The sequence below is a fragment of the Streptosporangium sp. NPDC004631 genome, from assembly GCF_053601935.1.
The window spans coordinates 90,788-113,155 of sequence record NZ_JBSGCR010000016.1 but is presented as its reverse complement, the minus strand read 5'-3'; the positions used below and the strand labels follow the sequence as shown (position 1 = coordinate 113,155).

Below are 22,368 nucleotides of genomic sequence, written 5' to 3'. Positions count from 1 at the left end.
GCCATCCCGGCTAAGTAATGGACCTGCCATACCCGTCTTTGCAGGAGGATACTCGTCTCTGTGGCAGAAGCCATCACACCGGTCATCGAGCCCCTGGAAGCACAACTGCTCCAGGGAAACGGTCTGCGCGTCGGGCTCGTGGTCCCCGTCTCCGGAGTCCTCGGGCTTGTGGGGCCGTGCGCGATCAACTGCGCGATCCTCGCCGCCGACGAGGTGAACCTCGCGGGCGGGATGCTCGGCAGGCCGATCGAGCTGGTGCTCATCGACGGTGGCCGCCCGCAGGAACAGGTGGCGGCCGAGGTCGGCGGGCTGGCGCGCACCGGGGTGGTCGACGCGGTGGTCGGCACCTGCGGCAGCGACGTGCGGATCGCGATGGTCCGGGCGCTGGCCGGGCGGATACCGTTCGTCTACGCCCCGCCGTACGAGGGGGGCGGCCAGGCCCCGGGGGTCTACTTCCTGGGCGAGACGCCCGAACACCAGCTCAAACCCGGCCTCGACTGGCTGATCGAGCGGCGCCGGGCCCGCAGGTGGTTCATGCTGGGCAACGACTACGTCTGGCCCCGTCTGGTCCACGCGGCGGCCCGCCGTCATCTGGCCGCCGGCGGCGTGACGGTGGTCGGCGAGCGGTTCGTCCCGTACGGCAGCCGGAACCTGGCCCCGGTGCTGGAGGAGCTGGTCGCCAGCCGGCCCGACGCGGTGCTGCTCAGCCTGATCGGCAGCGACCTGGTCACCTTCAACCGGGCCTACGGCGCGGCCGGCCTGCCCTATCCCCGGCTCTGCGGAGCGCTGGAGGAGCACGGCCTGCTCGGCATCGGCGGCGACGCGACCGGCGAGCTCTACGGCGCGATGGGATACTTCGCGAGCCTCGTCACCGACGACAGCCTCAGCCTCGGCGAGCGCTACGTCCGCCGCTTCGGCTCCAGCGCGCCACTGCTGAACGGGCACGGCCAGGGCTGCTACGAGGCGGTTCTGATGCTCACCGCCCTCGCCCGCCGCGCCGGGACCCTCCACGTCCCGGTGGTGGACACGGTCGCCGACGGCACCTCCGTCGTCACCGCGCGCGGTCGCCTGACCATGCGGAACCGGATGGTACGGCGAAGCGCGCACATCGGCCGGGCGGACGGCCTCGACTTCGACATAGTCCGCTGAGAATCCGCACCGGAGAACCTTTCCCTTTCAAGGATTGATCCTAAAGTGATCACGAGCACTCTCTGCGAGGAGCAGGTCCATGACCACTGAACCCTCCCTGGAGCAGTTCGGCTACCGGCAGGAACTCCACAGGTCCCTCAGCTTCACCGACCTGCTCGTCTACGGCCTGATCTTCATGGTCCCGATCGCGCCGTTCGGCATCTTCGGCGGGGTCTTCCAGGCCTCGGGGGGCATGGTCGCGCTCGCGTACGTCATCGGCATGATCGCGATGACCTTCACCGCGCTGTCCTACGCGCAGATGGCCCGGGCCTTCCCGATGGCCGGATCGGTCTACACCTACGCGGGCCGCGGCATCGCGGCGCCGGTCGGCTTCCTGGCCGGGTGGGTGATCCTGCTCGACTACGTCCTGGTGCCCGCGCTGCTCTATCTCATCGCGAGCGCGGCGATGGCCTCATTCGTACCGGTCATCCCGATCTGGGGCTGGCTGATCGTGTTCGTGGTGCTCAACACGGCCGTCAACTACGCCGGCATCCGGATGACCGCGCGGATCACGAAGATCATGCTGGTCGGTGAGCTCATCGTGCTGGGGATCTTCATCGTCGTCGGCCTGATCGCGCTGGCCCAGGGCAAGGCACAGTCGGGCGCGCTCACCCCGCTGTTCGACTCCTCGACCTTCTCCTGGCCACTCGTCTTCGGCGCGGTCTCGATCGCGGTGCTCTCCTTCCTCGGCTTCGACGGCATCTCGATGCTGGCCGAGGAGAGCCAGGTGGACAGCCGCAGGCTCGGCACATCCATGGTCGCCGCGCTGGGGCTGGCGGGCGTGCTGTTCATCGCGCAGACCTGGGTGGCCGCGCTACTGACGCCCGACAGGCACGAGCTGCTGACCAAGGGCGATCCCGCGGGCTCCGCGTTCTACGACATGGCCGAGTTCGCCGGCGGCCACTGGCTCAGGATCCTGACCGCCGTCGCCACGGCCATCGCCTGGGGCTTCGCCAACTCCCTGGTCGCCCAGGCCGCGACCTCGCGCCTGCTGTACGCGATGGCCCGCGACCACCAGCTGCCCGCATTCCTGGCCAAGGTCCATCCCAGGCACCGGGTGCCGGTCAACGCCACCCTGCTCGTGGCCGCGGTCTCCCTGGTCGTCGGGCTCTACCTGACCACCAGGGACGACGGCATCCCGCTGATCAGCGGGCTGGTCAACTTCGGTGCGATGACCGCCTTCCTGGCGCTGCACGTCTCGGTGGTCGTCCACTACTTCGCGCGGCGGGGCAGCCGCGACTGGTGGCGGCACCTGATCGCCCCGGTGATCGGCTTCGCGATCCTGATCTATGTGGTGATCAACGCCAGTATCGCGGCGCAGACCCTCGGGCTCACCTGGCTCGGCATCGGCGTGGTACTGCTCGTCATCTCCTACGCCCTCGGCCGCCGCCCCACACTGCACACCCTGAACGAACCTCAGGAGACCCCGTAGACCCCCGCCGGACGATCCCCGCCGGCGGCCTCCACAACGCGCGGCCCCTCCGCCCCGCCGATCAGATCACACGAGGACAGACCACATGTTCGACATCCTTCCCACGGTGGAAGAGAGCCCCACCCCGGCCCTCCTCACCCCGGCCCTCCCCAGAGCGGCCCTTCTCGCCCCGGCCCTTCTCAGCGCGGTGACGGGCCGCGGCCGGACGGGCGCCCGGTGAACGTCCTCTCCTACCGCCCGTCACCGCAGGAGCTGAGCTACACCTTCGGCGGCCGGGCCGCCGTGGCCACGATCAGGCCCGGCACGATCGTCGAGATGTTCACCGAGGACTGCTTCGCCGGCCGGGTCCGCTCGGTCGAGGACATGCCGTCCCGGGTCTGCGACTTCCCCTTCCTGAACCCGGTCACCGGCCCCTTCCACGTCGAGGGCGCCGAACCCGGCGACACGCTCGCGCTGCACTTCGTCTCCATCACCCCGGCCAGGGACTGGGCGGTGTCCGCCACCTTCCCGCACTTCGGCGCGCTGACCGGCACGCACGCCACGCCCATGCTCGCCCCGCCGCTGGACGAGGTCGTCTGGCGCTACGACATCGACGTGGAGAGAGGGGTGATCCGCTACCACGCCCGCAGGAGCGACTTCACCGCCGAACTCCCGCTGGACCCGATGCACGGCACGGTCGGGGTGGCGCCCGGCGCGTCCGAGGTCCGCATGACGATCACCCCGGACACCCACGGTGGCAACATGGACACCCCCGAGCTGCGCGCCGGGGTGACCGTCTACCTCGGGGTCAACGTCGAGGGCGGGCTGTTCTCGGTGGGCGACGGGCACGCCCGCCAGGGACACGGCGAGGTGTGCGGCACGGCCGTGGAGGCGGCCATGGACACCGTGGTCGCGGTCGAGCTGGTCAAGGGCGCCGTCACCCCCTGGCCGCGGATGGAGGACGACGGCCATCTGATGTCGACCGGTTCGGCGCGCCCGCTGGAGGACGCGTACCGGATCAGCCAGCACGACCTGGTCACCTGGACCTCCGAGCTCACCGGCCTGGAGATCCTGGACGCCTACCAGCTGGTCAGCCAGATCGGTGAGGCTCCGGTCGGCAACGTCTGCGACAGCAATTACACGATGGTCGCCAAGCTCCCCAAGTCCTGCCTCCGCGGGGCCGACGTCTACGGGTCGGCCCACGAGCGCCTGCGGGCCCTGGGCCGGCGGTATCTGACCCGGCGCTGACACCCGGCCGTCACCCGGAAGGGCGTCCCGCGTCACGCCGCGCGCCACCAGGCGACCGTCGCGGTCAGCGCCTCGTCCATCGGGGTCGGCGCCAGGCCGAAGGTGTGCTGGAAGGCGGTGGAGTCGAGCACGAAGGGCCGGACGAACTGGTAGCGCAGTTCCTCCAGCTCGCCGAGCATCGGCGAGAAGGCCCCCGCCGTACGGACCAGCCAGTGCGGCATGACCTTGACCCCCGGGTTCGGAACCCCGGCGAGCGCGCACAGCCGGTCCGCGATCCGGCGGACCGTCATCGGCTCGCCCGTCGGGATGTGCCACGCGCGGCCCCACGACCGGTCGTCGGCGGCGGCCGCCACGAGAGCGCGGGCCACGTCGGGCACGTAGGTCCAGCTGTGCGGCAGGTCCGGGTCGCCGAGATAGCGCACCGGCCTGCCGCCGAGCAGCCGGGGGACGAACCTGTCCCCCAGGTGCGACTGGTCGCGGCAGCCGGGGCCGAAGTAGTCGGATCCGCGCACCTCCGTCACCCGGACCCGGCCGGCGGCGTGCGCGGCCAGCGCCTCCCGCCACACGTGGACCCGGACGGCGCCCTTGGCGCTGGGCGGCGTGAGCGGGTCGTCCTCCCGCATCGGGCGGTCCGGCGCGGCGTAGACGTAGAGGTTTCCGAGGATGACGTAGTCGGCGCCGGTGGTCTCGGCCGCGGCCAGCAGCGACCCGGCGAGCGGCGGCCAGTCCCGCGCCCAGCGGTGGTAGGACGGGTTGACGCAGTTGTAGAGGGTGCCGGCCCCCCGGGTCAGGTGGGCCATCCGCTCCCGGTCGGCCGCGTCGGCGGCCACCTTCCGGACCCCCGGGAGGTCGGGCCCGGAGCCCGACCGGCTGACCAGGACGACCTCGTGCCCCTGCTCCGCCAGCAACCGGGCGACCTGGGAGCCGACCTGCCCGGCCCCCGCGACGACGTGCTTACCCATCGAACCTTTCCTTTCACTGGTTTTCACCGATCGCTCACCGGTTCCACAACGGCCGCGGCGCGGCGTAGAGGGCGGCGAAGGCGATCCCGGGCGACCGGCCGCGACCGGCGCCGCGGCGCCGCCACCGGACCGGAGCGTCTCCGGAGCGACAGCACCGTTCCGTTCTGAGAGCAATGCTCTCTCTAAAGAGCAGCGCTCGTCAAGAGCACTGCTCTCTTTTATTTACAGCGCTCTGGTAAGGTCCCGGCATGAGCTCAAGCCGTACAGCGCGGGAACGGGTCCGGGCCGAGCTGACCCGCGAGATCACCGACATCGCCCGAGGTCAGCTGGCCGTCGACGGGGCCGCCGGCCTCTCGCTGCGCGCGGTCGCCCGCGAGATGGGAATGGTCTCCTCGGCGATCTACCGCTACTTCCCGTCGCGGGACGACCTGCTCACAGCCCTGATCATCGACGGCTACAACGCCGTCGGCGAAGCCGTGGAACAGGCCGACGCGGCCCGCCCCCGCGAGGACCACACCGGCCGATGGCTGGCGGTGTGCCATGCCGTACGGGGCTGGGCACTGGCCCATCCGCACGAGTACGCCCTGCTGTACGGCTCGCCGGTGCCCGGCTACCAGGCCCCGGCCGACACCGTCGCCGCGGCGGTCCGCGACACCGTCGTCTACGGCCGGATCATCTCCGACGCCTGGCACGCCGGAACCCTGAACCCGCCGGACATCTGCCCGCCCCCGCCCCCCTCCTTCGCCGAGGACGCGGCCCGGGTGCGCGAGATGATGCCCGAGGTCCCCGACGACGTGGTGGCCCGCGCCCTGATCGTGTGGACCGGCCTGTTCGGCTGGATCGGCTTCGAACTGTTCGGCCAGTTCACCAACGCGGTCCTCGACCCCGCCACGGCCTTCGACCACGCCGCCCACTGCCACGCCCGCTTCCTCGGCCTGCCCGGCTGAGCCGCGAGATCCCACGACGGCTTCGCCCCCTCCCCCTCCAGCAGGGAGCGAAGCCGCCCGGCCCTCGACGTCGGCCGCGATCATCGGGGGCCGCGTCCGTCTCCTCAGCCGGACACCGGCTTGGAGACGGACGGGTCATCGGGGAGCGGGACAGACAGGGCAGGCACGCCCTGCCGTCCACGCGTTTCGGAGCGGGGCCGCGAAACGGAGTCGTGAACACCGGCCCGAGCAGCCCCCCCGGGAAGTCCCAGGCTCCTCGTCCGCCGGCCTCACAGCTTCACCCGCCCAGAGACTTCGATCCCGATCGACCTTCCAACTATCTCAACTTTCGACTACCTTCAGTGTCCAGTTGACTTCGAGGAGTCATTAACAGTTTCGCTGAAACCCCCAGTGAAACAGTGCGGAAAGACGGTCGGAGCTCAGATGCCAAAGGAAAGTGATCTCAACCCCGCGGAGTCGCCGACGGCCCTCTTCGGCTTCGAGCTGCGGCGGCACCGCAAGGAGCGGGGCTGGTCGCAGCTGCGGCTGGCGCGCAGCGTGCCGTACTCGGTCGGGACGATCAGCATGATCGAGACCGCGCGGCGGTCACCGTCCGAGGAGTTCGCCCGCTACTGCGACGAGGCGCTGGAGGCGGAGGGGGCGCTGGTGCGGCTGTGGCCGATGGTCAGCCGCGCGACGGCTCCTCCCTGGTTCCGGCCGTGGCTCGACGTGGAGGCGACGGCGGAGGCGCTCCGCACCTGGGAGCCGCTGATCGTTCCGGGTCTACTACAGACCGAGGACTACGCCAGGGCCATCCTGAGTGGCGAGATCGGCGTGACAACCGAACAAATAGAGGAACACGTTACCGCTCGAATGGAACGCCAATCCATTCTGAAGCGCCCCAAACCGCCCTTGTTCTGGGTGGTTCTGGATGAAGCAGTCCTGCACCGCCCAATCGGCAGCCCCACCGTGATGGCGGCACAGCTCACCTATCTTCTCGAAGCCGGGCAGACCTCTCGGACCACCGTCCAGGTTCTTCCCCTTAACGCCTACTCCACGATTGGCCTTGCCGGCGGATTCGCGATAGCGCAATCACAGGGAGTCTTCGATACGGCGTACGTCGAATCCGCCGGGGTCATGAGCCGAATAACCGAGCGCCCGGAGGACGTCAGCGTTCTAACATACAGATACGAAGGGATTCGCTCCGAAGCACTGTCCAAGCGCGAATCCCTAGAGCTGATCAAGGAGACATTGCAGCGATGGACGAGCTGACCCGGGAACTCAAAACGGTCGCATGGCGCAAGTCCACCTGGTCGGGACCTGACGGCGGCAACTGCGTTGAGGTCGCGAAACTGTCCGGCGGGCGCCGGGGCGTCCGCGACAGCAAGAATCCGACCGGACCGGCACTGGTGTTCACCCCCACCCAATGGAACACCTTCCTTGGTGGTATCAAGAGCGGCGAATTCGACTAACACCCGCACTGCGGCAAATCGCTGAAACCACTCAAGAAGGCGGTTCGGCGACGGGCGGGCCGGGCCGGGAACTCAGGGGCGCCGAATGGAACAGGTCTTCTTCCCCGGGAAGCGGCGACGGCAACTGCGTTGAGGTCGTGGAACCATCCGGCGGACGCGAAGCACCCGTGAAGGCAAGAATCCAGCCGAACCGGTAGCGGTGTTCACCTCAGCCAAGGGAACACCTTTTCGGAAGTATCAAGAAGGGCGAATTCGACTAACGCCGGCAGGGCGGAGCAACAGCGGGCCCCGGTTCCCGCCGGGGCCCTTTTGAATTCCACCGCAGCGCAACGCGGTTTCCGGCTCAGTGGCCGGGCATCCGGGAACCGTGGAAACCGGACGGGACGCGGCGCGGGAGCCGTACCGAGGCGACGAGGTCCAGAGCGGCGGCGTCCAGGACGAGCGGCCGCGAACCGTTCCCCGAGTGGCCGGTAACGATCGACAGCAGGCGGCCGGCCCGGCCGAGCCGGTCCTCGTTGAACACGGGGAACCCGACCGCGCCGCACGCGGGTTTCGCGGTGGGCGCGGTCGGGTGAGGGACGTGCTCGCCTTGTGGGCGGCCGTCGGGCGCGTGCCCCGGCAGATCGTGCCGGGCGGCGCGGGGCCTTACGCCTTACCTAGCGGGTGGCGCGGTTGACGGCGGAGATGATGGCCTTGAGAGCGGCGGTGGTGGTGTTGGCGTCGATGCCGACGCCCCAGAGCGCCCGGCCCGCCACCTCGCACTCGATGTAGGAGGCGGCCTTGGCGTCGGTGCCCGCGCTCATCGCGTGCTCGGCGTAGTCCAGGACCCGGACCTGGATCCCGATCCCGGACAGGGCGTCGCAGAAGGCGGAGATCGGGCCGTTGCCGACGCCCTCCACCTCACGGATCTCCCCCTCGACACGCAGGTCGGCGGCGATCGCGTCCTTGTCGTCGCCCCTGGAGACGGTCCGGTGGGACAGCAGGCCCAGGCTGCCCCAGGGGCCGGCCGGGTTCGGGAGGTACTCGTCGGTGAAGACCTCCCACATCTGCGCCGGGTTCACCTCGCCGCCGAGGGCGTCGGTGCGGGCCTGGACGACACGGGAGAACTCGATCTGCAGGCGGCGCGGCAGGTCCAGATGGTGGTCGGCCTTCATGATGTAGGCGACCCCGCCCTTGCCGGACTGGCTGTTGACCCGGATGACCGCCTCGTAGCTGCGGCCGATGTCCTTGGGATCGATCGGCAGGTACGGCACCGCCCAGGTGAACTCGTCCACCGGCACCCCCGCCGCGTCCGCGTCGCGCTCCAGGTGCTCGAAGCCCTTCTTGATGGCGTCCTGGTGGGAGCCGGAGAAGGCGGTGTAGACGAGCTCGCCGCCCCAGGGGTGACGCGGGTGGACGGGCAGCTGGTTGCAGTACTCGGTGACCCGGCGGATCTCGTCGATGTCGGAGAAGTCGACCTCCGGGTCCACGCCCTGGGAGAACAGGTTCATGCCCAGCGTGACCAGGCAGACGTTGCCGGTGCGCTCGCCGTTGCCGAACAGGCAGCCCTCGATGCGGTCGGCACCCGCCATGTAGCCCAGCTCGGCGGCGGCCACCGCGGTGCCCCGGTCGTTGTGCGGGTGCAGGGAGAGCACGATCGAGTCGCGGTAGGCCAGGTTGCGGTGCATCCACTCGATCTGGTCGGCGTAGACGTTCGGCGTGGCCATCTCGACCGTGGCGGGCAGGTTGACGATGACCTTGCGCTCCGGGGTCGGCCGCCAGACGTCGTTGACGGCGTTGCAGACCTCCACGGCGTACTCCAGCTCGGTCCCGGTGAAGGACTCCGGCGAGTACTGGAAGTAGATCTCCGTGCCCTCCATCTCGGCGGCCAGCTTCCCGCACAGCTTGGCGCCCTCGACCGCGATCGCGGTGATGCCGTCCCTGTCCTGGCCGAAGACGACCCGGCGCTGCAGCGTCGAGGTGGAGTTGTACAGATGGACGATGGCCCGCCTGGCTCCGCGCAGGGACTCGAAGGTCCGCTCGATCAGCTCGGGCCTGGCCTGGGTGAGGACCTGGATCACCACGTCGTCGGGGATCCGGTCCTCCTCGATGATCCGCCGGACGAAGTCGAAGTCGGTCTGCGACGCGGCGGGGAAGCCCACCTCGATCTCCTGGTAGCCCGTCCTCACCAGCAGCTCGAACATCTTGAGCTTGCGATGGGAGTCCATCGGGTCGATCAGTGCCTGGTTGCCGTCACGCAGGTCCACCGCGCACCACCGGGGAGCCCGGTCGATGACCTTGCCCGGCCAGGTGCGGTCGTCCAGCCGGATCGGGACATAGGACTGATAACGCTCAAAAGGCATGGGACTGGGCTGCTGCTGCGGGTACATGCAAGGCTCCTCGACGGGGAAGACAATCGCGGCCGACACGCATGGCTCGCTCCGCGACGAGGGAGCCGGCCTTCTACAGGCCCTCGTCGCGGCAGCTAAGAAGCAGCACGCGCAGCATGCCTAGCACGGTAGCAGACCATCCCGGATACCCGAGCCACGGTCTCACATGGCGAAACGCGGGAGGTCACGGCGTCCGATGGGGCACCGGGGACGGAGACGACCGCCCGCACACCGGCGTCACACCCCCCGTACGGCCTCACGCCGGCCGTTCCGGACCGGGAGTTACAGTGGCGCTACCGCCGACAACAGGGGGACGAAATGAAGGATAACGACATTCTCGCCCACATCCACGAGTTGATCGCCGAGGAGCACGCGCTCCGGGGCCGGCTCTCCTCCGGCGCCATCTCCTCGCACGAGGAGAACAACCGGATCGTCCAGTTGGAGGAGGCCCTCGACCAGGCCTGGGACCTGCTCAGACAGCGCCGGGCACGTAGGGAGTTCGGGGAGGACCCCGACTCGGCGGCGCCGCGCCCGATCGACGAGGTCGAGGAGTACCGCCAGTAGACCGGAACGGCCCTGACAGCGCCGCTCTAGTCGCTGGAGCGGCCCTGACAGCGCGGATCGACCGGTCCCTGCGGCCGGGTCGGGGCGAGCCAGGAGACCACGCTCTGCTCGACGTACCAGCCGTGCAGGTCCACCCAGGTCCCGGGGACCGCGCCGGGATCCGGGCACAGGACTCTGGACTGAATCGCATCGTTCTTGACGAAGCTCACCGCGCCCTCACGCTCCAGAATGGTGGACATCTGGTCGTCGCTGGAGACCAGGTAGCCCACGAGGACCCGTGACGAGCTGTTCTCGGTCAGTTGCAGGGCCGTCAAGGGGAGAATCGGCGCCTTCATCACGACCACCCCCACCAGGAACGGCGTGAAAACCGCGATCACGATCGCGATGCCGTGGGTGAGGCTCCGGGCCGACGCCTCGGGAATCGGGCCGGTCAGCAGGACCGTGGCCCCCGGCGGAAGCGTGAGGAGGATCGCGGTCGCCACGTCACGCGCGGCGAAGGCCGCGCCGATCGCCGGCCACAGCACCGCGTAGGAGAGCACGGCGACCAGCACGGGCAGCCCGTAGCACACCACGGTCCGCAGTTCCCGGCGGTCCGGGAACCGGTCTCGGACGAGCAATCCCACCGCGGCCGTCGACAGCATCGCCAGTGTCGGCAGGAAACGCAGTTGCCAGGAGAACACCCCCACCACGACGGCCAGGAGCACCACCCAGCCGGGGAGCCGTTCGGCGGCGCGCACCAGCCAGGAGGAGCGGCGCGCGCTGATCGAGTAGAGGGTGCCGAGCACACGGCCGCCCAGGATGAGGGCGGGCAGGACCCATATCGTCGTCAGGAGAACGCCGCTGAGCAGGCCCAGCGGGCTGATGCTCTGCACCAGCAGGAGCAGCGTCTGGGTGTCCTGCCCGCTGGCGTACCAGAGCCGGGTCACCAGCAGGACGAGGGGGAACACCGGGAGCAGCGCGAGCAGCCACTCCTGGTTCATCGGTGTGGCCTTGACCCGTCCGGTCTCCTTCACCGGGAGAGGCCCTCCCGAACGGGGAAGGTCCGCTCCCACGGCCATCTGCGCACCTCGGGAGGGGGCCCGCACGGCTGATCCGGCTGGGCCACGCCCATGGGGGGACGCTCATCGGGAGGAACGTCCGGAAACATCGAGCCGATGTGCTTCTCGTAGGCCTTCTCCCACCTCTGGTCATGCGGATCGGCGCAGGACCGGTAGAGCGAGAGGTTGACCAGGGTGCGCAGCGCTTTGTTGGGGCCCACGTTGACCGCCCACATCTCGTCCTTGTCCAGCGCGATGTCGTGATACTTGAGCCTCTTGGCGGTGTCCTTCGATTTCAAGGACTCATTGACGAATCCGGCCAGGAGGGCCGCGTCGGTGGTCACCGCGTCGAACTCGTCGTCCTTCAGACCGGCCACACAGTCACTGAGCAGGTTCTTACCGGTGACGACAGCCTTCGTCGCCTTCTCCAGCTCCTGCTCGGAGGTGGAGGTGCCGAGCGTGCAGACCTTCATGTCCTTCAGCTGTCCCAGCGAGGTGATGTTCCCCAGATAGTCGGATCTGGTTACCACCGACTGCTCGGTGTAGAGGTAGGGCATGGAGAAGCCGATGGCGGGCTTCTTCTCCCGGTCGGGCGTCACGCTGAAGCTGGAGATCACGAGGTCCACCTTGACAGGCTTGCCCTTGCCGTCCGTGGCCATCATGCGCGCCCTGTCCTCGGTCTCGATGGGCAGAAACTCGACCTTGCCGGACGGGAAACCAAGATCTGCGGCGATCATGCGAGCGATGTCGATCTCGAACCCGGTGAAGACGCCGATGCCGGACCGTTCCCGGTAGGAGATGCCAGGGATGTCGCCCTTCACGCCGATCCGGAGCTTGTCCTTGCCGATCAACCTGGCCTGCTCCCACAGCTCGGCCTCGGTGGACGACGCCCTCACCCACAGGACCGACGCGCCGACCACGACCGCGGCCAGAACCAGCGCGATCCACGCGAGGAGCCGGAACCGCCTCATCCGATACGGCCGGCCCCGACCGGCCGGCCGCGTGGGCTCCAACGGCGGCCCCGACCGCGATCCGTAGTCCTCGACGGGGGCCGTTGGCTCCTCAGCCGGTGTCTCCGCGTCCACAGGTTCCTCAGCCATGATCCCCCTGAACTCCTGTTTACCCGCAGGCTATGTCGCGATTACCGAAATCGGGCACGCCTTGACCAAGACGAGATAAACCAGCCGCGCCCCGGAGTCCGGCGACCGTCGTCCGATGCGGCCACCCGCCCCGCCCGCCCACTCCGCCCATTCACTCCACCCGTCCACCCCGGCCGCGCCGGAGCCCCGAAGAATCACCCTTAATTTACACACATCTTTAATATTATTTCATTCCAGGCGTGCAGATAAAATCCCGATCCACCCGAAATGCACCACATAAATCACCTCCATACATGCAGGCAAGAGCCCTAAAACGCTTCTTTGAAATATCTCACCCAACTCATGGACTCCGCATTTACTCGCCTGTATCTTGAGCGGTACCCAACGCATGACAGCAGAAATCCGGGAGGTGCCAATGGCTCCACAATGGCCGGCGACCATAACAGACCGGGAAGTGGTCTCCGTCAACAGAACGGACCGCTCGGACGGCTACGACTGGATCGCACACCTACGCTTCACGTACAGCAACGGCGTGGTGGGCAACTGGAACCTGTCCGGCGGCATATCCCACCGGGGCCGGTTCACCGAGTGGCTGACCACCTTCTCCGTGGACAACGTCCCCCCGACCACCCCGCCGGACCGGCTGGTCAGGGAGATGAGGGTGAAGATCGACTACGGAGAGGAAGGCGACCCGGGAGAGCTCCGCGCTGCCGGCACGCGCTCCGTCCTGCTCGACCAGACCACGACCTACGCGGACGGTCACACCGACGTCACGACAGGTCAGCCGCTCCTGGTACAGAAGACACTCCGCGACCTTTCCATCGAGGAGACGATCGCGCAGATCAGCCGCCTCATCGAGAAGGCCGGCAGCCGCCCTCAGCAGTAGCCCGGAAGGAGAGAAAGTGCGGGAACCGGCGCCTCAGTCGTAGAAACCCAGGCGGCGCAGCTGCTTGGGATCGCGCTGCCAGTCCTTGGCGACGCTGATCCGCAGATCGAGATAGACCCGGGTGCCGAGCAGCGCCTCGATCTGCCGGCGGGCCTGACTGCCGACCTCTTTGAGCCTGGCGCCCTTGTGCCCGATGACGATGGCCTTCTGCGAGGGACGCTCGACGAACATGTGGGCGTAGATGTCGAGCAGGCCGTCACGGCCCTCACGGGGCAGCATCTCGTCGACGACGACCGCGATCGAGTGCGGCAACTCGTCCCTGACCCCCTCCAGGGCGGCCTCGCGGATCAGCTCGCCCACCAGCACCTGCTCGGGCTCGTCAGTGAGCCGGCCGCCCTCGTACAGCGGCGGACTCTCCGGGAGCCGGTCGATCAGCACCTCGGCCAGGACGTCGAGCTGCTCCCCCGACTCCGCCGAGACCGGGACGATCTCCGCGAAATCGGCGAGCCGGGAGACCGCCAGGAGCTGCGCGGCGATCTGCTCGCGGGTCGCCAGGTCGCACTTGGTCACCACGGCGACGACCGGGGTCTTCCTGATCGCGGCAAGTTTCTCGGCGATGAACCGGTCGCCCTTGCCGACGGGCTCGTTGGCGGGCAGGCAGAAGCCGATCACATCGACCTCGGTGAGGGTGGACAGCACCAGGCTGTCCAGCCGCTCGCCCAGCAGGGTGCGGGGCCGGTGCAGGCCGGGGGTGTCCACGATCACGAGCTGGGCGTCCGGACGGTGCACGATGCCTCTGATCGCCCGGCGGGTCGTCTGGGGCTTGGACGAGGTGATCGCCACCTTCGTGCCGACCAACGCGTTCATCAGCGTGGATTTGCCGACGTTGGGCCTACCGACGAAGCAGGCGAAACCGGCATGGAAATCTGTAGCTGAGGAACTCACGTCAACCATTGTCCCCGATGCCGGACTCAGCTCTGACGCAACGTCCCGTCGGGACCGGCCACAAGCGGCGTCCGCCCGCCCAGATCGCGGACCGCCTGCGCGTCCGCCGGAGCCGGCCCGTCCCCCTCGGTGACCAGTGCGGCCGCCTCCAGGGACTCGGCTCCACTGGACACGGCCATCGCCACGGCCACCTGCAGCGCCGACAGCGTCAGCGACGGCAGCGCCACATTGGTCGCCACGTAGGTCCGGCCGGTCTCGTCACGCACGGCCGCCCCCTCGGCGGCGCCGTTGCGGGCACGGGCTGAACGGGCCAGCACGATGATCTTGTTGTCCTCGGGGTCGAGGGTCGCGTCACTCACGGCACAAGGGTATTCAGCCCACCGAACCCGGCGCGACCAGGCCCACCCCGCCGCCCGGGCCGCCTCCGCGCCGGTCCGCCCTGACGACCGGCACGGGCTGGTTCCACCGCCGCGGGCGGACGCGCGGATGTCCCGCGGCCTCCGGTCAGGCGGCTGCTCGGTCGAGCAGGAACCGTGCGAGCCGCCCGGTGCGCTCGGCGTCGACCCGGGCGACCCCGGTGTGCACCAGGGAGACCAGGGTGTGCCCGGTGAGGGCGAAGACAAGGTGCATCTCGTACGGATATCCGTTCAGCCGACCGCGCAGCCGCCTGCCCTGAACGTCTCCGCCGACGGCCCCCAGCTTCAGGTCGGACACCTTGAAGGAGGTGCCTCTGCCCGCCGTGGAGCTCTTCGCGACCCGGCAGGTACTCAGCGCCTTGGTGAGCTCGGCGAAGTGGAGTCGCGCGTCCTCGCCGGCGTAGGAGGCCAGGCTGACCCCGGCCAGCTCACCCAGCCGGTCGCCGGGGTAGGTCACGGCCACCCGCGCCTCCGGCTCCCGCCGGGGCGGCCTGCCGCCGGCGGTGTCGAGGATCAGCCGGCAGTGGCGGTTGGACGCCTGGAACGGGGGTGCCCAGCCGTCACGCGGCTTGGCCGAGAACCCGTCCGGCAGCCTCGACGCCTCCTCCCGCAGCATTCCCCGGAGCCGCGTCAGCTCCGCGCGGGCGTCCCCACCGGGGAGACCGTCCGCCGCCCCGCCACCGCACCCCGCCGCGCCTCCGGCCAGAACCCCGCAGACGGCAGCGGCAATGACCACTCGAATCCCCCGCGTCATGACTCTTCCCCCGATGTCACATGCGAGGCGTCTTGTCCCCTTGTCCCCGCCGATCCCCTTTCTTCCCCATCGGCAAAAACGGCAATCATCAAGAAACGCCTAAGGGTGCCCTCAACCGCCTTATGTGGCCGAGAACACCCTTCAGCGAGAGACGCGGGCCGTCTGTCGGCGGCCTCGCGCACTCTTTCCCGAGGGGCTGTCCTCGCGCCGCGAACCCCTCCCGGCGCCGGGGACCTCCCCGACGGCACCCGCGCAACCAGGCGCCGCGACAGGAGGATGACGCGTGCCGCTTGCAGAACGCTTGCGGACCGCTTGGGGGCCGCCCACCGTGGACACCGGCGGGAACGAGGCCGGCTGCGGGGACCCGGTGGAGAACCGACCGAGACGCGTGAAGACGGGATCGCGGAGAGGACTGCGCCGTGGAGAGGGGTCAGCCCTGGTCCGCGGCGGTGGTGACCGAGTCGGGCTCGGCGGAGACGGCCCTCCGGACGAGAACCGTGCCGATCCGGTTACGGCGCCCGGCGAGGCTCTCCGCGGTCAGGCTGAGCCCCTCCACCACCGCGTGGGAGCCCGCGATCGGCACCCGGCCCAGCGCGTGGGCCAGCAGCCCGCCCACGGTCTCGACGTCGTCCACCTCAAGCTCGATGTCGAACAGGTCCTCCAGATCGTCCACGGGCAGTCTGGCGGTCACCCGGACCGAGCCGTCGTCCAGCGGCTCCACCCGGGGAGCCTCCTGGTCGTACTCGTCGGTGATCTCGCCCACGATCTCCTCAAGGATGTCCTCGATGGTGACCAGGCCCGCCGTCCCGCCGTACTCGTCGATGACGATGGCCTGGTGGATCTGCCGGGCCTGCATCTCACGCAGGAGCTGGTCGATCGGCTTGCTCTCCGGCACATAGGTGGCCGGACGCATGATCGTCTCGACCTGCTCGGCGCCGCTGCCGCCGCCCGTCTCCTGCACCCGGCGCACGATGTCCTTGAGGTAGGCGATGCCGATGACGTCGTCCTCGTTCTCGCCGACCACGGGAATCCGGGAGAAGCCGCTGCGCAGGGCGAGCGACAGGGCCTGGTTCAGGGTCTTGCCGCGTTCGATGAACACCATGTCGGTGCGGGGCACCATGACCTCGCGGACCAGGGTGTCGCCGAGCTCGAAGACCGAGTGGATCATCTCCCGCTCGTCCGGCTCGATGACCCTGCGCTCCTCGGCCAGGTCGACCAGGTCGCGCAGTTCGGCCTCGGAGGTGAACGGCCCCTCCCTGAAGCCCTTGCCGGGGGTCACCGCGTTGCCGAGCAGGATGAGCAGCTTGGGCAGGGGGCCGAAGATCCTGGTGAGGCCGTACACCAGGGGGGCGCTGGCGAGCGCGATCGGTTCGGCGTGCTGGCGGCCCAGCGTGCGGGGGGAGACCCCGACGATCACGTAACTGATCACGATCATGACAGCCGCCGCGGCGGCGTAGGCCCCGCCCTGGTCGCCGACCCAGTCGATGAAGAGCAGGGTGGCGATCACCGTGGCGACCAGCTCGCAGCTCAGTCTGAGCAGGAGCAGCAGGTTGAGGTAGCGCGGCGGGTCGGCGACGATCGCCTGCAGGCGCACCGCCCCCCTGCGCCCGTCGCGGACGAACTCCTCGGCCCGTACCCGCGAGATGCGGGCCAGGGCCGTCTCCGCACTGGCTATCAGGCCGCCGACCACAACGAGGACGACGGCCGAGAACAACCACCCGTTGGCGAGGTTCACCGCTGGGGGCGCACCTCCCGCCACGTTTCCAGGAGCTCGCCCTGCAGGCCGAACATCTCCTTGTGCTCCTCGGGCTCGGCGTGGTCGTAGCCGAGCAGGTGGAGGATGCCGTGCGTGCACAGCAGCTCCAGCTCCGCCTCGGTGCTGTGCCCCGCCTCGGCCGCCTGCCTGGCGGCCACCTGCGGGCAGAGCACCACATCGCCCAGGAGCGCCGGATCGGTGGGGGCGTCGCCCTCCTGCCGGGCACCGCTGCCGGGGCCGGGACGCAGTTCGTCCATCGGGAAGGCGAGCACGTCGGTCGGGCCGGGCTCCCCCATCCACTGCTCGTGCAGCACCGACATGGCCTGTTCGTCCACCACCAGGATGGACAGCTCGGCGAGCGGGTTGATGTCCATCCGCTCCAGCACGTGCCCGGCCAGCGAGACGATGATCCCCTCGTCGATCTCGACGCCGGACTCGTTGTTGACCTCGACGCTCATCGGTCGCTCACCGTTCTTCCACGGGGCCGCTTGACCATGCCCTTGATCGGCTGCGGCTCGCTCTGTCGCAGCGTCTCGTCATAGCGCCCGTAGGCATCCACGATGTCGCTGACCAGCTTGTGCCGTACCACGTCGGCGCTGGTCAGCCGGCTGAAGTGAATGTCGGGGATGCCGTCGAGGATCTCCTGAACGACCTTCAGGCCGCTCTGCGTGCCTCCGGGCAGGTCGACCTGGGTGACGTCACCGGTGACGACGATCTTCGAGTTGAACCCCAGTCGCGTCAGGAACATCTTCATCTGCTCCGGCGAGGTGTTCTGCGCCTCGTCCAGGATGATGTAGGCGTCGTTGAGCGTACGGCCGCGCATGTAGGCCAGAGGGGCGACCTCGATCGTGCCCGCGGCCATCAGCCGGGGGATGGAGTCGGGGTCGAGCATGTCGTGCAGCGCGTCGTAGAGTGGGCGCAGGTAGGGATCGATCTTCTCGTAGAGGGTGCCGGGCAGGAAGCCGAGCCGTTCGCCGGCCTCGACCGCCGGGCGGGTGAGGATGATCCGGTTGACCTTCTTCTCCTGCAGCGCCCTGACGGCCTTGGCCATCGCCAGGTAGGTCTTGCCGGTGCCGGCCGGGCCGATACCGAAGACGATGGTGTGCCGGTCGATCGCGTCGACGTAGCGCTTCTGGTTCACGGTCTTCGGGCGGATCGTCCGGCCCCGTGAGGAGATGATGTCGAGGGAGAGCACCTCGGCGGGGCGGTCGGAGGTCATCCGCAGCATCGCGATGCTGCGTTCCACAGCGTCCGTGCTGAGCTCCGCCCCTCCCCGGACGAGTTCGGACAGCTCCTCGAAGAGGCGCACCAGGACGCTGCTCTCCTCCGGACTGCCGGTGATGGTGATCTCGTTGCCCCGGACGTGAACGTCGGCGCGGAAGGCGGCCTCGATGACCCGCAACAGCTCGTCACCTGAGCCCAGCAGGCTCACCATCGAATGCTCGTCCGGAATCACCACCTTTGCCTGGGTCCGACTGGGCCCCTTCGACCTAGGCTGGGGGGTTCTGCTGGAATCGTTTGTCTCGGACATGGGCGGGCCTTACGGCCTGTTCGCCTCCAGATATCGGCGTGTCACTTCCACGCCATCGTATCCGTGATCCGCGCGATCGCGCCTGCCGGTTTTACCCGGGCGGCCAGGCCATGCCGCGCCCGCCGAGCACGTGTCCGTGCACGTGGAAGACGGTCTGACCCGCTTCGGGGCCGGTGTTGAAAACCACCCGGTACCCCGAGCCCGCGATGCCCTCCTGCTCCGCGACCGCGTGCGCCGCCTTGAACACGTCGTCGGCGAGCCCGTCGTCGGCCTCGGCCAGCGCCGCCGCGTCCGGGTAGTGCTCCTTGGGGATCACCAGCACGTGGGTCGGCGCCTGGGGATTGACGTCCCGGAAGGCCAGGGTGCGGTCGGTCTCATGGACGATCTTCGCGGGGATCTCCCCGGCTGCGATCCTGCAGAACAGGCAGTCGGCTTCGCTCACCATGCAGGCACCCTATCCCGTGGTGACGTTGTCAATCGGTGATGGTTCATCGTCGGCAAAGAAAGATCCACCCGGATAAGGTGGGTATGCAAAACTTCAACAACGACAGACCATGCGATTAGCGCGATATGGCCGCCTGGCGAGGACACGACTGGGTCATGCCCCCTAATGAACCGGAAGAGCGTAAACCCTCTGGGAAGGCCGAGCGTCCTACTGATGTGACCACCGAGACCCTCGTGGCCGACAGGTCGCTCGGGGCGGTGCCCGTCGGATGGGATGCCGACATGGCCGTTACCGCGCTCTACAGCGCGCACTATCGGTCTCTTGTGCGTCTCGCAGTGTTGCTCGTCCGCGATATCGCAACCGCGGAGGAGGTCGTGCAGGACGCGTTCGTCGCCATCCATGGCGCCTGGCGTCGACTGCGCGACACCGACAAGGCACTCGCCTACCTGCGCCAATCGGTCGTCAACCGATCGCGCTCGGTGCTTCGGCATCGAGCGGTCGTGGAGAAGTACGCCCCCAAGGGACTGCCCGACGCGCCCAGCGCCGAGAACGGCGCGATCGGCGAGCTGGAACGGTCGGCCGTCATCGAGGCGCTTCGCGGCCTGCCCGCGCGACAGCGCGAGGCACTGGTTCTGCGCTACTACGGCGACCTGTCCGAGGCGCAGATCGCCCATGCCATGGGCATCAGCAAGGGTGCGGTCAAGAGTCACACGGCTCGTGGCATGGCCGCCCTACGAACCTCACTGGAGCAACTGTCATGACCGACTCTCCCGATGATGAGTACGGCGAGCTGCTCCGCCGTGCCCTGAACGCGGAGGCGAACTCGGTCGTTCCCTCCCCCGACGGGCTGGAGATCATCCGCACCCGGATAGAGAGACGGGGGCTCCGCGGGCTGATGTGGTGGCGCGCCGGGGCCTCGGTCGCCGGGGCCGTCCTCGTCGCGGCCACCGTCGTCATGGTGGTCCCGCAACTGCGTGAGCAGGTGACCGAGCAGGTCACGAGCGGGGAGGTCAACTTCACCGAGTCGACCTCGCCGGAGATGTCGGCCACCTCGCGCCCACCCGTGGAAAGAGATCAGCGGCCTCTGCCCGTCATCAGGCCGGGCGTCACGTCGCCGTCGATCGGCCCGTCCAAGACCTCGGCCCCGAGCCCGACGGCGACCCCGAAGCCGTCCAGGACCCCGAAGCCCACGCCGTCGCCCACCTGCCCCACCACGCCGGCCACCACGGTCGAGCCGGAGGGACTGCCCAAGGAGTGCAAGGAGACGGAGACACCGACTCCGACGCCCGCGGAGCCCGGTGGTCCCTCCGACCCCCCGTGCGCGGTCGGCGAGTGCCCGCCGCCGGTGGACAACCGGCAGCCCCTGCTGCCGACGGCGGCGGCGACCCCGACCCCCAGCGGGCGCTAGCCCGTCACCAGCGACCGGTGCGCGCCTGAAGCACCGCCGCCGCGGCGACCCCCGCCGTCGAGGTGCGCAGCACCGTCGGTCCGAGCAGCACCGGTACGGCTCCCGCCTCGCGGAACGCGGCGATCTCCTCCTCGGCGACCCCTCCCTCCGGCCCGACCACCACCACGATGTCGCCGCCGGTCGGCAGATCCAGGGTGGACAGGGGGGAGGCGGCCTCCTCGTGCAGCACCAGGCCGAGCGCGGCCGACGCCAGCAGGGCGGCGACGCCGGAGGTGGCGGCGGGCTCGGTCACCTCGGGCAGGTGGAAACGGCGGGACTGCTTGCCCGCCTCCCGCGCCGTGGATCGCCAGCGGGCCAGTGACCTGGCCGCCCGGTCGCCCTTCCACCGGGTGACGGACCGGGCCGCGGCCCAGGGCACGATCACGTCGACGCCGGTCTCGGTCATCATCTCCACGGCCAGCTCACCCCGGTCGCCCTTGGGCAGCCCCTGCACCACGACCAGGCGCGGGCTCGGCGGGGGCACGTCGTAGCGGCGCAGCACCTCGACACGGAGCGAGTCCCTGCCCGCGTCGCGGACCACGCACTCGGCGACGGCGCCCGCGCCGTCGGTGAGGTCGAGCCGCTCCCCCGCGCGCAGCCGCCGTACCGCCGCCGCGTGGTGTCCCTCGGGGCCGCCGAGGGTGAACTCCGGTCGCGCCAGGTCGGCGGCCTCGGCCAGGAAGACCGGGACGGTCATCGGCCAGCGGCCCGCCGGGCGCCCCCGGCGACCCGGACGACCCGCTGAGCGGCCCGCTCAGCGGCCATTGAAGGCGTCCCTGAGACGGGAGAAGAGGCTCTGCTGCCCCGGGGCGAACTTGCCGGGCGGGCGCTCCTCGCCGCGGAGCTTGGCGAGCTCGCGCAGGAGCTCCTCCTGGGCGGGGTCCAGACGGTTGGGCGTCTCCACACTGACGTGTATCAACAGGTCGCCCCGGCCGGTCCCGTTGAGACGCTGGACGCCCCGGCCGTACAGCGGGATGGTCTGCCCGGACTGGGTGCCCGGCCGGACGTCCAGCTCCTCGGCGCCGTCGAGCGTCTCCATGGTCAGGATCGTGCCGAGGGCCGCCGCGCTCATCGGGATCTGCACGGTGCAGTGCAGGTCGTCGCCGCGGCGCTCGAAGGTGTCGTGCGGACGCTCGACGATCTCCAGGAACAGGTCGCCGGGCGGCCCTCCGCCGGGGCCGATCTCGCCTTCGCCGGCGAGCTGGATGTGGGTGCCGTCCTCCACCCCGGCGGGGATGCGGACCTTGATGGTCCGCCGGGTGCGGACCCGGCCGTCGCCGGAGCACTCCTGGCAGGGGTGACGGATGATCGAACCGAACCCGCCGCACTGGGGACAGGGGCGGGACGTCATGACCTGACCGAGGAAGGACCGCGTGACCTGGGAGACCTCACCGCGTCCGTGGCAGACGTCACAGGTGTCGGGGTGGGTGCCGGAGGCCGCGCCGGAGCCGGTGCAGACCTCGCAGAGCACGGCGGTGTCGACGACCAGCTCACGGGTGGTGCCGAAGGCCGACTCCCGCAGGTCGAGCTCCACCCGGATGGTGGCGTTGCGGCCGCGGCGGGCGCGCGAACGTGGGCCTCGGCCCCCTCCTCCGCCACCGCCGGCCGCGCCGAAGAAGGCGTCCATGATGTCGCTGAACGGGAAACCCGCGCCGAACCCCCCGGCTCCCGCACCGCCGCCGGCGGCGAACGGATCGGCTCCCATGTCGTACATCTGGCGCTTGCCGGGGTCGGACAACACCTCGTACGCCTGCGTGATGTCCTTGAACCGCTCCTGAGTCTCAGGATCGGGGTTCACATCGGGATGCAGTTCCCTGGCCAGGCGGCGGTAAGCCTTCTTGATCTCTTCCGCACTGGCATCGCGGCGTACCCCGAGGGTGCCGTAGTAGTCGCTCTTAGCCACTTAGTTGA

The 22,368-nt window shown here is 69.4% G+C and carries 25 protein-coding genes; 11 read left to right on the top strand and 14 right to left on the bottom strand.

Features of this window, described 5'->3' with window-relative positions; translation table 11 throughout:
• The first annotated feature begins 60 nt into the window (after positions 1 to 60).
• The 4 genes from ACWEF2_RS18275 (at position 61) to ACWEF2_RS18260 (ending at position 3,847) form a co-directional block, all read left to right on the top strand.
• On the top strand, positions 61 to 1,149 hold the full coding sequence (locus ACWEF2_RS18275) for a substrate-binding domain-containing protein (RefSeq protein ID WP_453816596.1): 1,089 nt from the start codon (positions 61 to 63) through the stop codon (positions 1,147 to 1,149).
• A 79-nt stretch (positions 1,150 to 1,228) separates the two neighbouring features.
• Positions 1,229 to 2,620, top strand: coding sequence for an APC family permease (locus ACWEF2_RS18270; RefSeq protein WP_453816594.1), 1,392 nt, complete (start codon positions 1,229 to 1,231; stop codon positions 2,618 to 2,620).
• An 85-nt stretch (positions 2,621 to 2,705) separates the two neighbouring features.
• Positions 2,706 to 2,840, top strand: coding sequence for a hypothetical protein (locus tag ACWEF2_RS18265; protein ID WP_453816592.1), 135 nt, complete (start codon positions 2,706 to 2,708; stop codon positions 2,838 to 2,840).
• Complete coding sequence (locus tag ACWEF2_RS18260) at positions 2,837 to 3,847, top strand: acetamidase/formamidase family protein (RefSeq protein ID WP_453816590.1); 1,011 nt, start codon at positions 2,837 to 2,839, stop codon at positions 3,845 to 3,847. The genes ACWEF2_RS18265 and ACWEF2_RS18260 overlap by 4 nt, the downstream gene beginning before the upstream one ends.
• A 32-nt stretch (positions 3,848 to 3,879) precedes the next feature.
• On the opposite strand, the gene ACWEF2_RS18255 is transcribed toward ACWEF2_RS18260, so the two are convergent.
• Positions 3,880 to 4,809: an NAD-dependent epimerase/dehydratase family protein gene (locus ACWEF2_RS18255; RefSeq protein WP_453816588.1), complete on the bottom strand. Its 930-nt coding sequence runs from the start codon at positions 4,807 to 4,809 to the stop codon at positions 3,880 to 3,882.
• Between the two features lie 248 nt (positions 4,810 to 5,057).
• Between ACWEF2_RS18255 and ACWEF2_RS18250 the strand changes: the two genes are divergently transcribed.
• The 3 genes from ACWEF2_RS18250 to ACWEF2_RS18240 all read left to right on the top strand — a co-directional run bounded on the left by ACWEF2_RS18250 (position 5,058) and on the right by ACWEF2_RS18240 (position 7,207).
• Positions 5,058 to 5,756 (top strand): TetR/AcrR family transcriptional regulator, encoded by a 699-nt coding sequence (locus ACWEF2_RS18250; RefSeq protein ID WP_453816586.1) that lies wholly within the window; start codon positions 5,058 to 5,060, stop codon positions 5,754 to 5,756.
• Between the two features lie 423 nt (positions 5,757 to 6,179).
• Positions 6,180 to 7,007: a helix-turn-helix domain-containing protein gene (locus tag ACWEF2_RS18245; protein ID WP_453816584.1), complete on the top strand. Its 828-nt coding sequence runs from the start codon at positions 6,180 to 6,182 to the stop codon at positions 7,005 to 7,007.
• Positions 6,995 to 7,207, top strand: a complete 213-nt coding sequence (locus ACWEF2_RS18240) for a DUF397 domain-containing protein (protein WP_453816582.1) — start codon at positions 6,995 to 6,997, stop codon at positions 7,205 to 7,207. The genes ACWEF2_RS18245 and ACWEF2_RS18240 overlap by 13 nt, the downstream gene beginning before the upstream one ends.
• 343 nt (positions 7,208 to 7,550) lie before the next feature.
• Here ACWEF2_RS18240 and ACWEF2_RS18235 read toward each other — a convergent pair whose 3' ends face one another.
• Positions 7,551 to 7,730, bottom strand: a complete 180-nt coding sequence (locus ACWEF2_RS18235) for a carotenoid oxygenase family protein (protein WP_453816580.1) — start codon at positions 7,728 to 7,730, stop codon at positions 7,551 to 7,553.
• Between the two features lie 133 nt (positions 7,731 to 7,863).
• Positions 7,864 to 9,576, bottom strand: a complete 1,713-nt coding sequence (gene leuA, locus ACWEF2_RS18230) for a 2-isopropylmalate synthase (protein ID WP_453816578.1) — start codon at positions 9,574 to 9,576, stop codon at positions 7,864 to 7,866.
• Between the two features lie 318 nt (positions 9,577 to 9,894).
• Here leuA and ACWEF2_RS18225 point away from each other — a divergent pair, with 318 nt between their 5' ends.
• Positions 9,895 to 10,140: a DUF2630 family protein gene (locus ACWEF2_RS18225; protein WP_453816576.1), complete on the top strand. Its 246-nt coding sequence runs from the start codon at positions 9,895 to 9,897 to the stop codon at positions 10,138 to 10,140.
• Between the two features lie 26 nt (positions 10,141 to 10,166).
• Here the strand turns inward: ACWEF2_RS18225 and ACWEF2_RS18220 are convergent, their stop codons facing one another.
• A complete protein-coding gene (locus ACWEF2_RS18220) occupies positions 10,167 to 11,153 on the bottom strand; it encodes a hypothetical protein (RefSeq protein WP_453816575.1) in 987 nt (328 codons plus the stop codon).
• Positions 11,150 to 12,277, bottom strand: coding sequence for a transporter substrate-binding domain-containing protein (locus ACWEF2_RS18215; protein ID WP_453816573.1), 1,128 nt, complete (start codon positions 12,275 to 12,277; stop codon positions 11,150 to 11,152). The genes ACWEF2_RS18220 and ACWEF2_RS18215 overlap by 4 nt, the downstream gene beginning before the upstream one ends.
• Before the next feature lie 415 nt (positions 12,278 to 12,692).
• On the opposite strand from ACWEF2_RS18215, the gene ACWEF2_RS18210 reads away from it, so the two are divergent.
• Positions 12,693 to 13,163 (top strand): hypothetical protein, encoded by a 471-nt coding sequence (locus ACWEF2_RS18210; RefSeq protein WP_453816572.1) that lies wholly within the window; start codon positions 12,693 to 12,695, stop codon positions 13,161 to 13,163.
• Between the two features lie 33 nt (positions 13,164 to 13,196).
• Here the strand turns inward: ACWEF2_RS18210 and era are convergent, their stop codons facing one another.
• The 7 genes from era to ACWEF2_RS18175 all read right to left on the bottom strand — a co-directional run bounded on the left by era (position 13,197) and on the right by ACWEF2_RS18175 (position 19,007).
• Positions 13,197 to 14,117 carry a GTPase Era gene (gene era / locus ACWEF2_RS18205; protein ID WP_453816570.1) on the bottom strand — a complete coding sequence of 307 codons (921 nt, stop codon included), beginning with the start codon at positions 14,115 to 14,117 and terminating at the stop codon, positions 13,197 to 13,199.
• Positions 14,118 to 14,134: 17 nt separating this feature from the next.
• The gene (locus ACWEF2_RS18200) at positions 14,135 to 14,467 is read right to left on the bottom strand and encodes a cytidine deaminase (RefSeq protein WP_453816568.1); all 333 of its coding nucleotides are present in this window, start codon (positions 14,465 to 14,467) and stop codon (positions 14,135 to 14,137) included.
• Positions 14,468 to 14,612: 145 nt separating this feature from the next.
• A complete protein-coding gene (locus ACWEF2_RS18195) occupies positions 14,613 to 15,260 on the bottom strand; it encodes a hypothetical protein (RefSeq protein ID WP_453816567.1) in 648 nt (215 codons plus the stop codon).
• Between the two features lie 448 nt (positions 15,261 to 15,708).
• Positions 15,709 to 17,013: a hemolysin family protein gene (locus ACWEF2_RS18190; protein ID WP_453816565.1), complete on the bottom strand. Its 1,305-nt coding sequence runs from the start codon at positions 17,011 to 17,013 to the stop codon at positions 15,709 to 15,711.
• Entirely contained in the window at positions 17,010 to 17,492 is a 483-nt protein-coding gene (gene ybeY, locus ACWEF2_RS18185; RefSeq protein WP_355593013.1) for an rRNA maturation RNase YbeY, read from the bottom strand. Before ybeY ends, ACWEF2_RS18190 begins: the two co-directional genes overlap by 4 nt.
• A complete protein-coding gene (locus ACWEF2_RS18180) occupies positions 17,489 to 18,565 on the bottom strand; it encodes a PhoH family protein (RefSeq protein WP_453816562.1) in 1,077 nt (358 codons plus the stop codon). The genes ybeY and ACWEF2_RS18180 overlap by 4 nt, the downstream gene beginning before the upstream one ends.
• Positions 18,566 to 18,656: 91 nt before the next feature.
• Entirely contained in the window at positions 18,657 to 19,007 is a 351-nt protein-coding gene (locus ACWEF2_RS18175) for a histidine triad nucleotide-binding protein (protein WP_355593155.1), read from the bottom strand.
• Between the two features lie 284 nt (positions 19,008 to 19,291).
• On the opposite strand from ACWEF2_RS18175, the gene ACWEF2_RS18170 reads away from it, so the two are divergent.
• Positions 19,292 to 19,771 carry a SigE family RNA polymerase sigma factor gene (locus ACWEF2_RS18170; protein WP_189792110.1) on the top strand — a complete coding sequence of 160 codons (480 nt, stop codon included), beginning with the start codon at positions 19,292 to 19,294 and terminating at the stop codon, positions 19,769 to 19,771.
• On the top strand, positions 19,768 to 20,418 hold the full coding sequence (locus ACWEF2_RS18165) for a hypothetical protein (RefSeq protein ID WP_453816561.1): 651 nt from the start codon (positions 19,768 to 19,770) through the stop codon (positions 20,416 to 20,418). The genes ACWEF2_RS18170 and ACWEF2_RS18165 overlap by 4 nt, the downstream gene beginning before the upstream one ends.
• Positions 20,419 to 20,422: 4 nt before the next feature.
• On the opposite strand, the gene ACWEF2_RS18160 is transcribed toward ACWEF2_RS18165, so the two are convergent.
• Together ACWEF2_RS18160 and dnaJ are read right to left on the bottom strand one after the other, a co-directional pair.
• Complete coding sequence (locus ACWEF2_RS18160; protein WP_453816559.1) at positions 20,423 to 21,154, bottom strand: 16S rRNA (uracil(1498)-N(3))-methyltransferase; 732 nt, start codon at positions 21,152 to 21,154, stop codon at positions 20,423 to 20,425.
• A 57-nt stretch (positions 21,155 to 21,211) separates the two neighbouring features.
• On the bottom strand, positions 21,212 to 22,360 hold the full coding sequence (gene dnaJ / locus ACWEF2_RS18155; RefSeq protein WP_355593020.1) for a molecular chaperone DnaJ: 1,149 nt from the start codon (positions 22,358 to 22,360) through the stop codon (positions 21,212 to 21,214).
• Between the last annotated feature and the right edge of the window lie 8 nt (positions 22,361 to 22,368).

Coding starts and splice junctions, on each gene's coding strand:
- ACWEF2_RS18270 (WP_453816594.1), top strand. CDS start 1,229: ATGACCACTGAACCCTCCCTGGAGCAGTTCGGCTACCGGCAGGAACTC.
- ACWEF2_RS18265 (WP_453816592.1), top strand. CDS start 2,706: ATGTTCGACATCCTTCCCACGGTGGAAGAGAGCCCCACCCCGGCCCTC.
- ACWEF2_RS18255 (WP_453816588.1), bottom strand. CDS start 4,809: ATGGGTAAGCACGTCGTCGCGGGGGCCGGGCAGGTCGGCTCCCAGGTC.
- ACWEF2_RS18250 (WP_453816586.1), top strand. CDS start 5,058: ATGAGCTCAAGCCGTACAGCGCGGGAACGGGTCCGGGCCGAGCTGACC.
- ACWEF2_RS18245 (WP_453816584.1), top strand. CDS start 6,180: ATGCCAAAGGAAAGTGATCTCAACCCCGCGGAGTCGCCGACGGCCCTC.
- ACWEF2_RS18240 (WP_453816582.1), top strand. CDS start 6,995: ATGGACGAGCTGACCCGGGAACTCAAAACGGTCGCATGGCGCAAGTCC.
- leuA (WP_453816578.1), bottom strand. CDS start 9,576: ATGTACCCGCAGCAGCAGCCCAGTCCCATGCCTTTTGAGCGTTATCAG.
- ACWEF2_RS18225 (WP_453816576.1), top strand. CDS start 9,895: ATGAAGGATAACGACATTCTCGCCCACATCCACGAGTTGATCGCCGAG.
- ACWEF2_RS18215 (WP_453816573.1), bottom strand. CDS start 12,277: ATGGCTGAGGAACCTGTGGACGCGGAGACACCGGCTGAGGAGCCAACG.
- ACWEF2_RS18210 (WP_453816572.1), top strand. CDS start 12,693: ATGGCTCCACAATGGCCGGCGACCATAACAGACCGGGAAGTGGTCTCC.
- era (WP_453816570.1), bottom strand. CDS start 14,117: ATGGTTGACGTGAGTTCCTCAGCTACAGATTTCCATGCCGGTTTCGCC.
- ybeY (WP_355593013.1), bottom strand. CDS start 17,492: ATGAGCGTCGAGGTCAACAACGAGTCCGGCGTCGAGATCGACGAGGGG.
- ACWEF2_RS18180 (WP_453816562.1), bottom strand. CDS start 18,565: ATGTCCGAGACAAACGATTCCAGCAGAACCCCCCAGCCTAGGTCGAAG.
- ACWEF2_RS18170 (WP_189792110.1), top strand. CDS start 19,292: ATGGCCGTTACCGCGCTCTACAGCGCGCACTATCGGTCTCTTGTGCGT.
- ACWEF2_RS18165 (WP_453816561.1), top strand. CDS start 19,768: ATGACCGACTCTCCCGATGATGAGTACGGCGAGCTGCTCCGCCGTGCC.
- ACWEF2_RS18160 (WP_453816559.1), bottom strand. CDS start 21,154: ATGACCGTCCCGGTCTTCCTGGCCGAGGCCGCCGACCTGGCGCGACCG.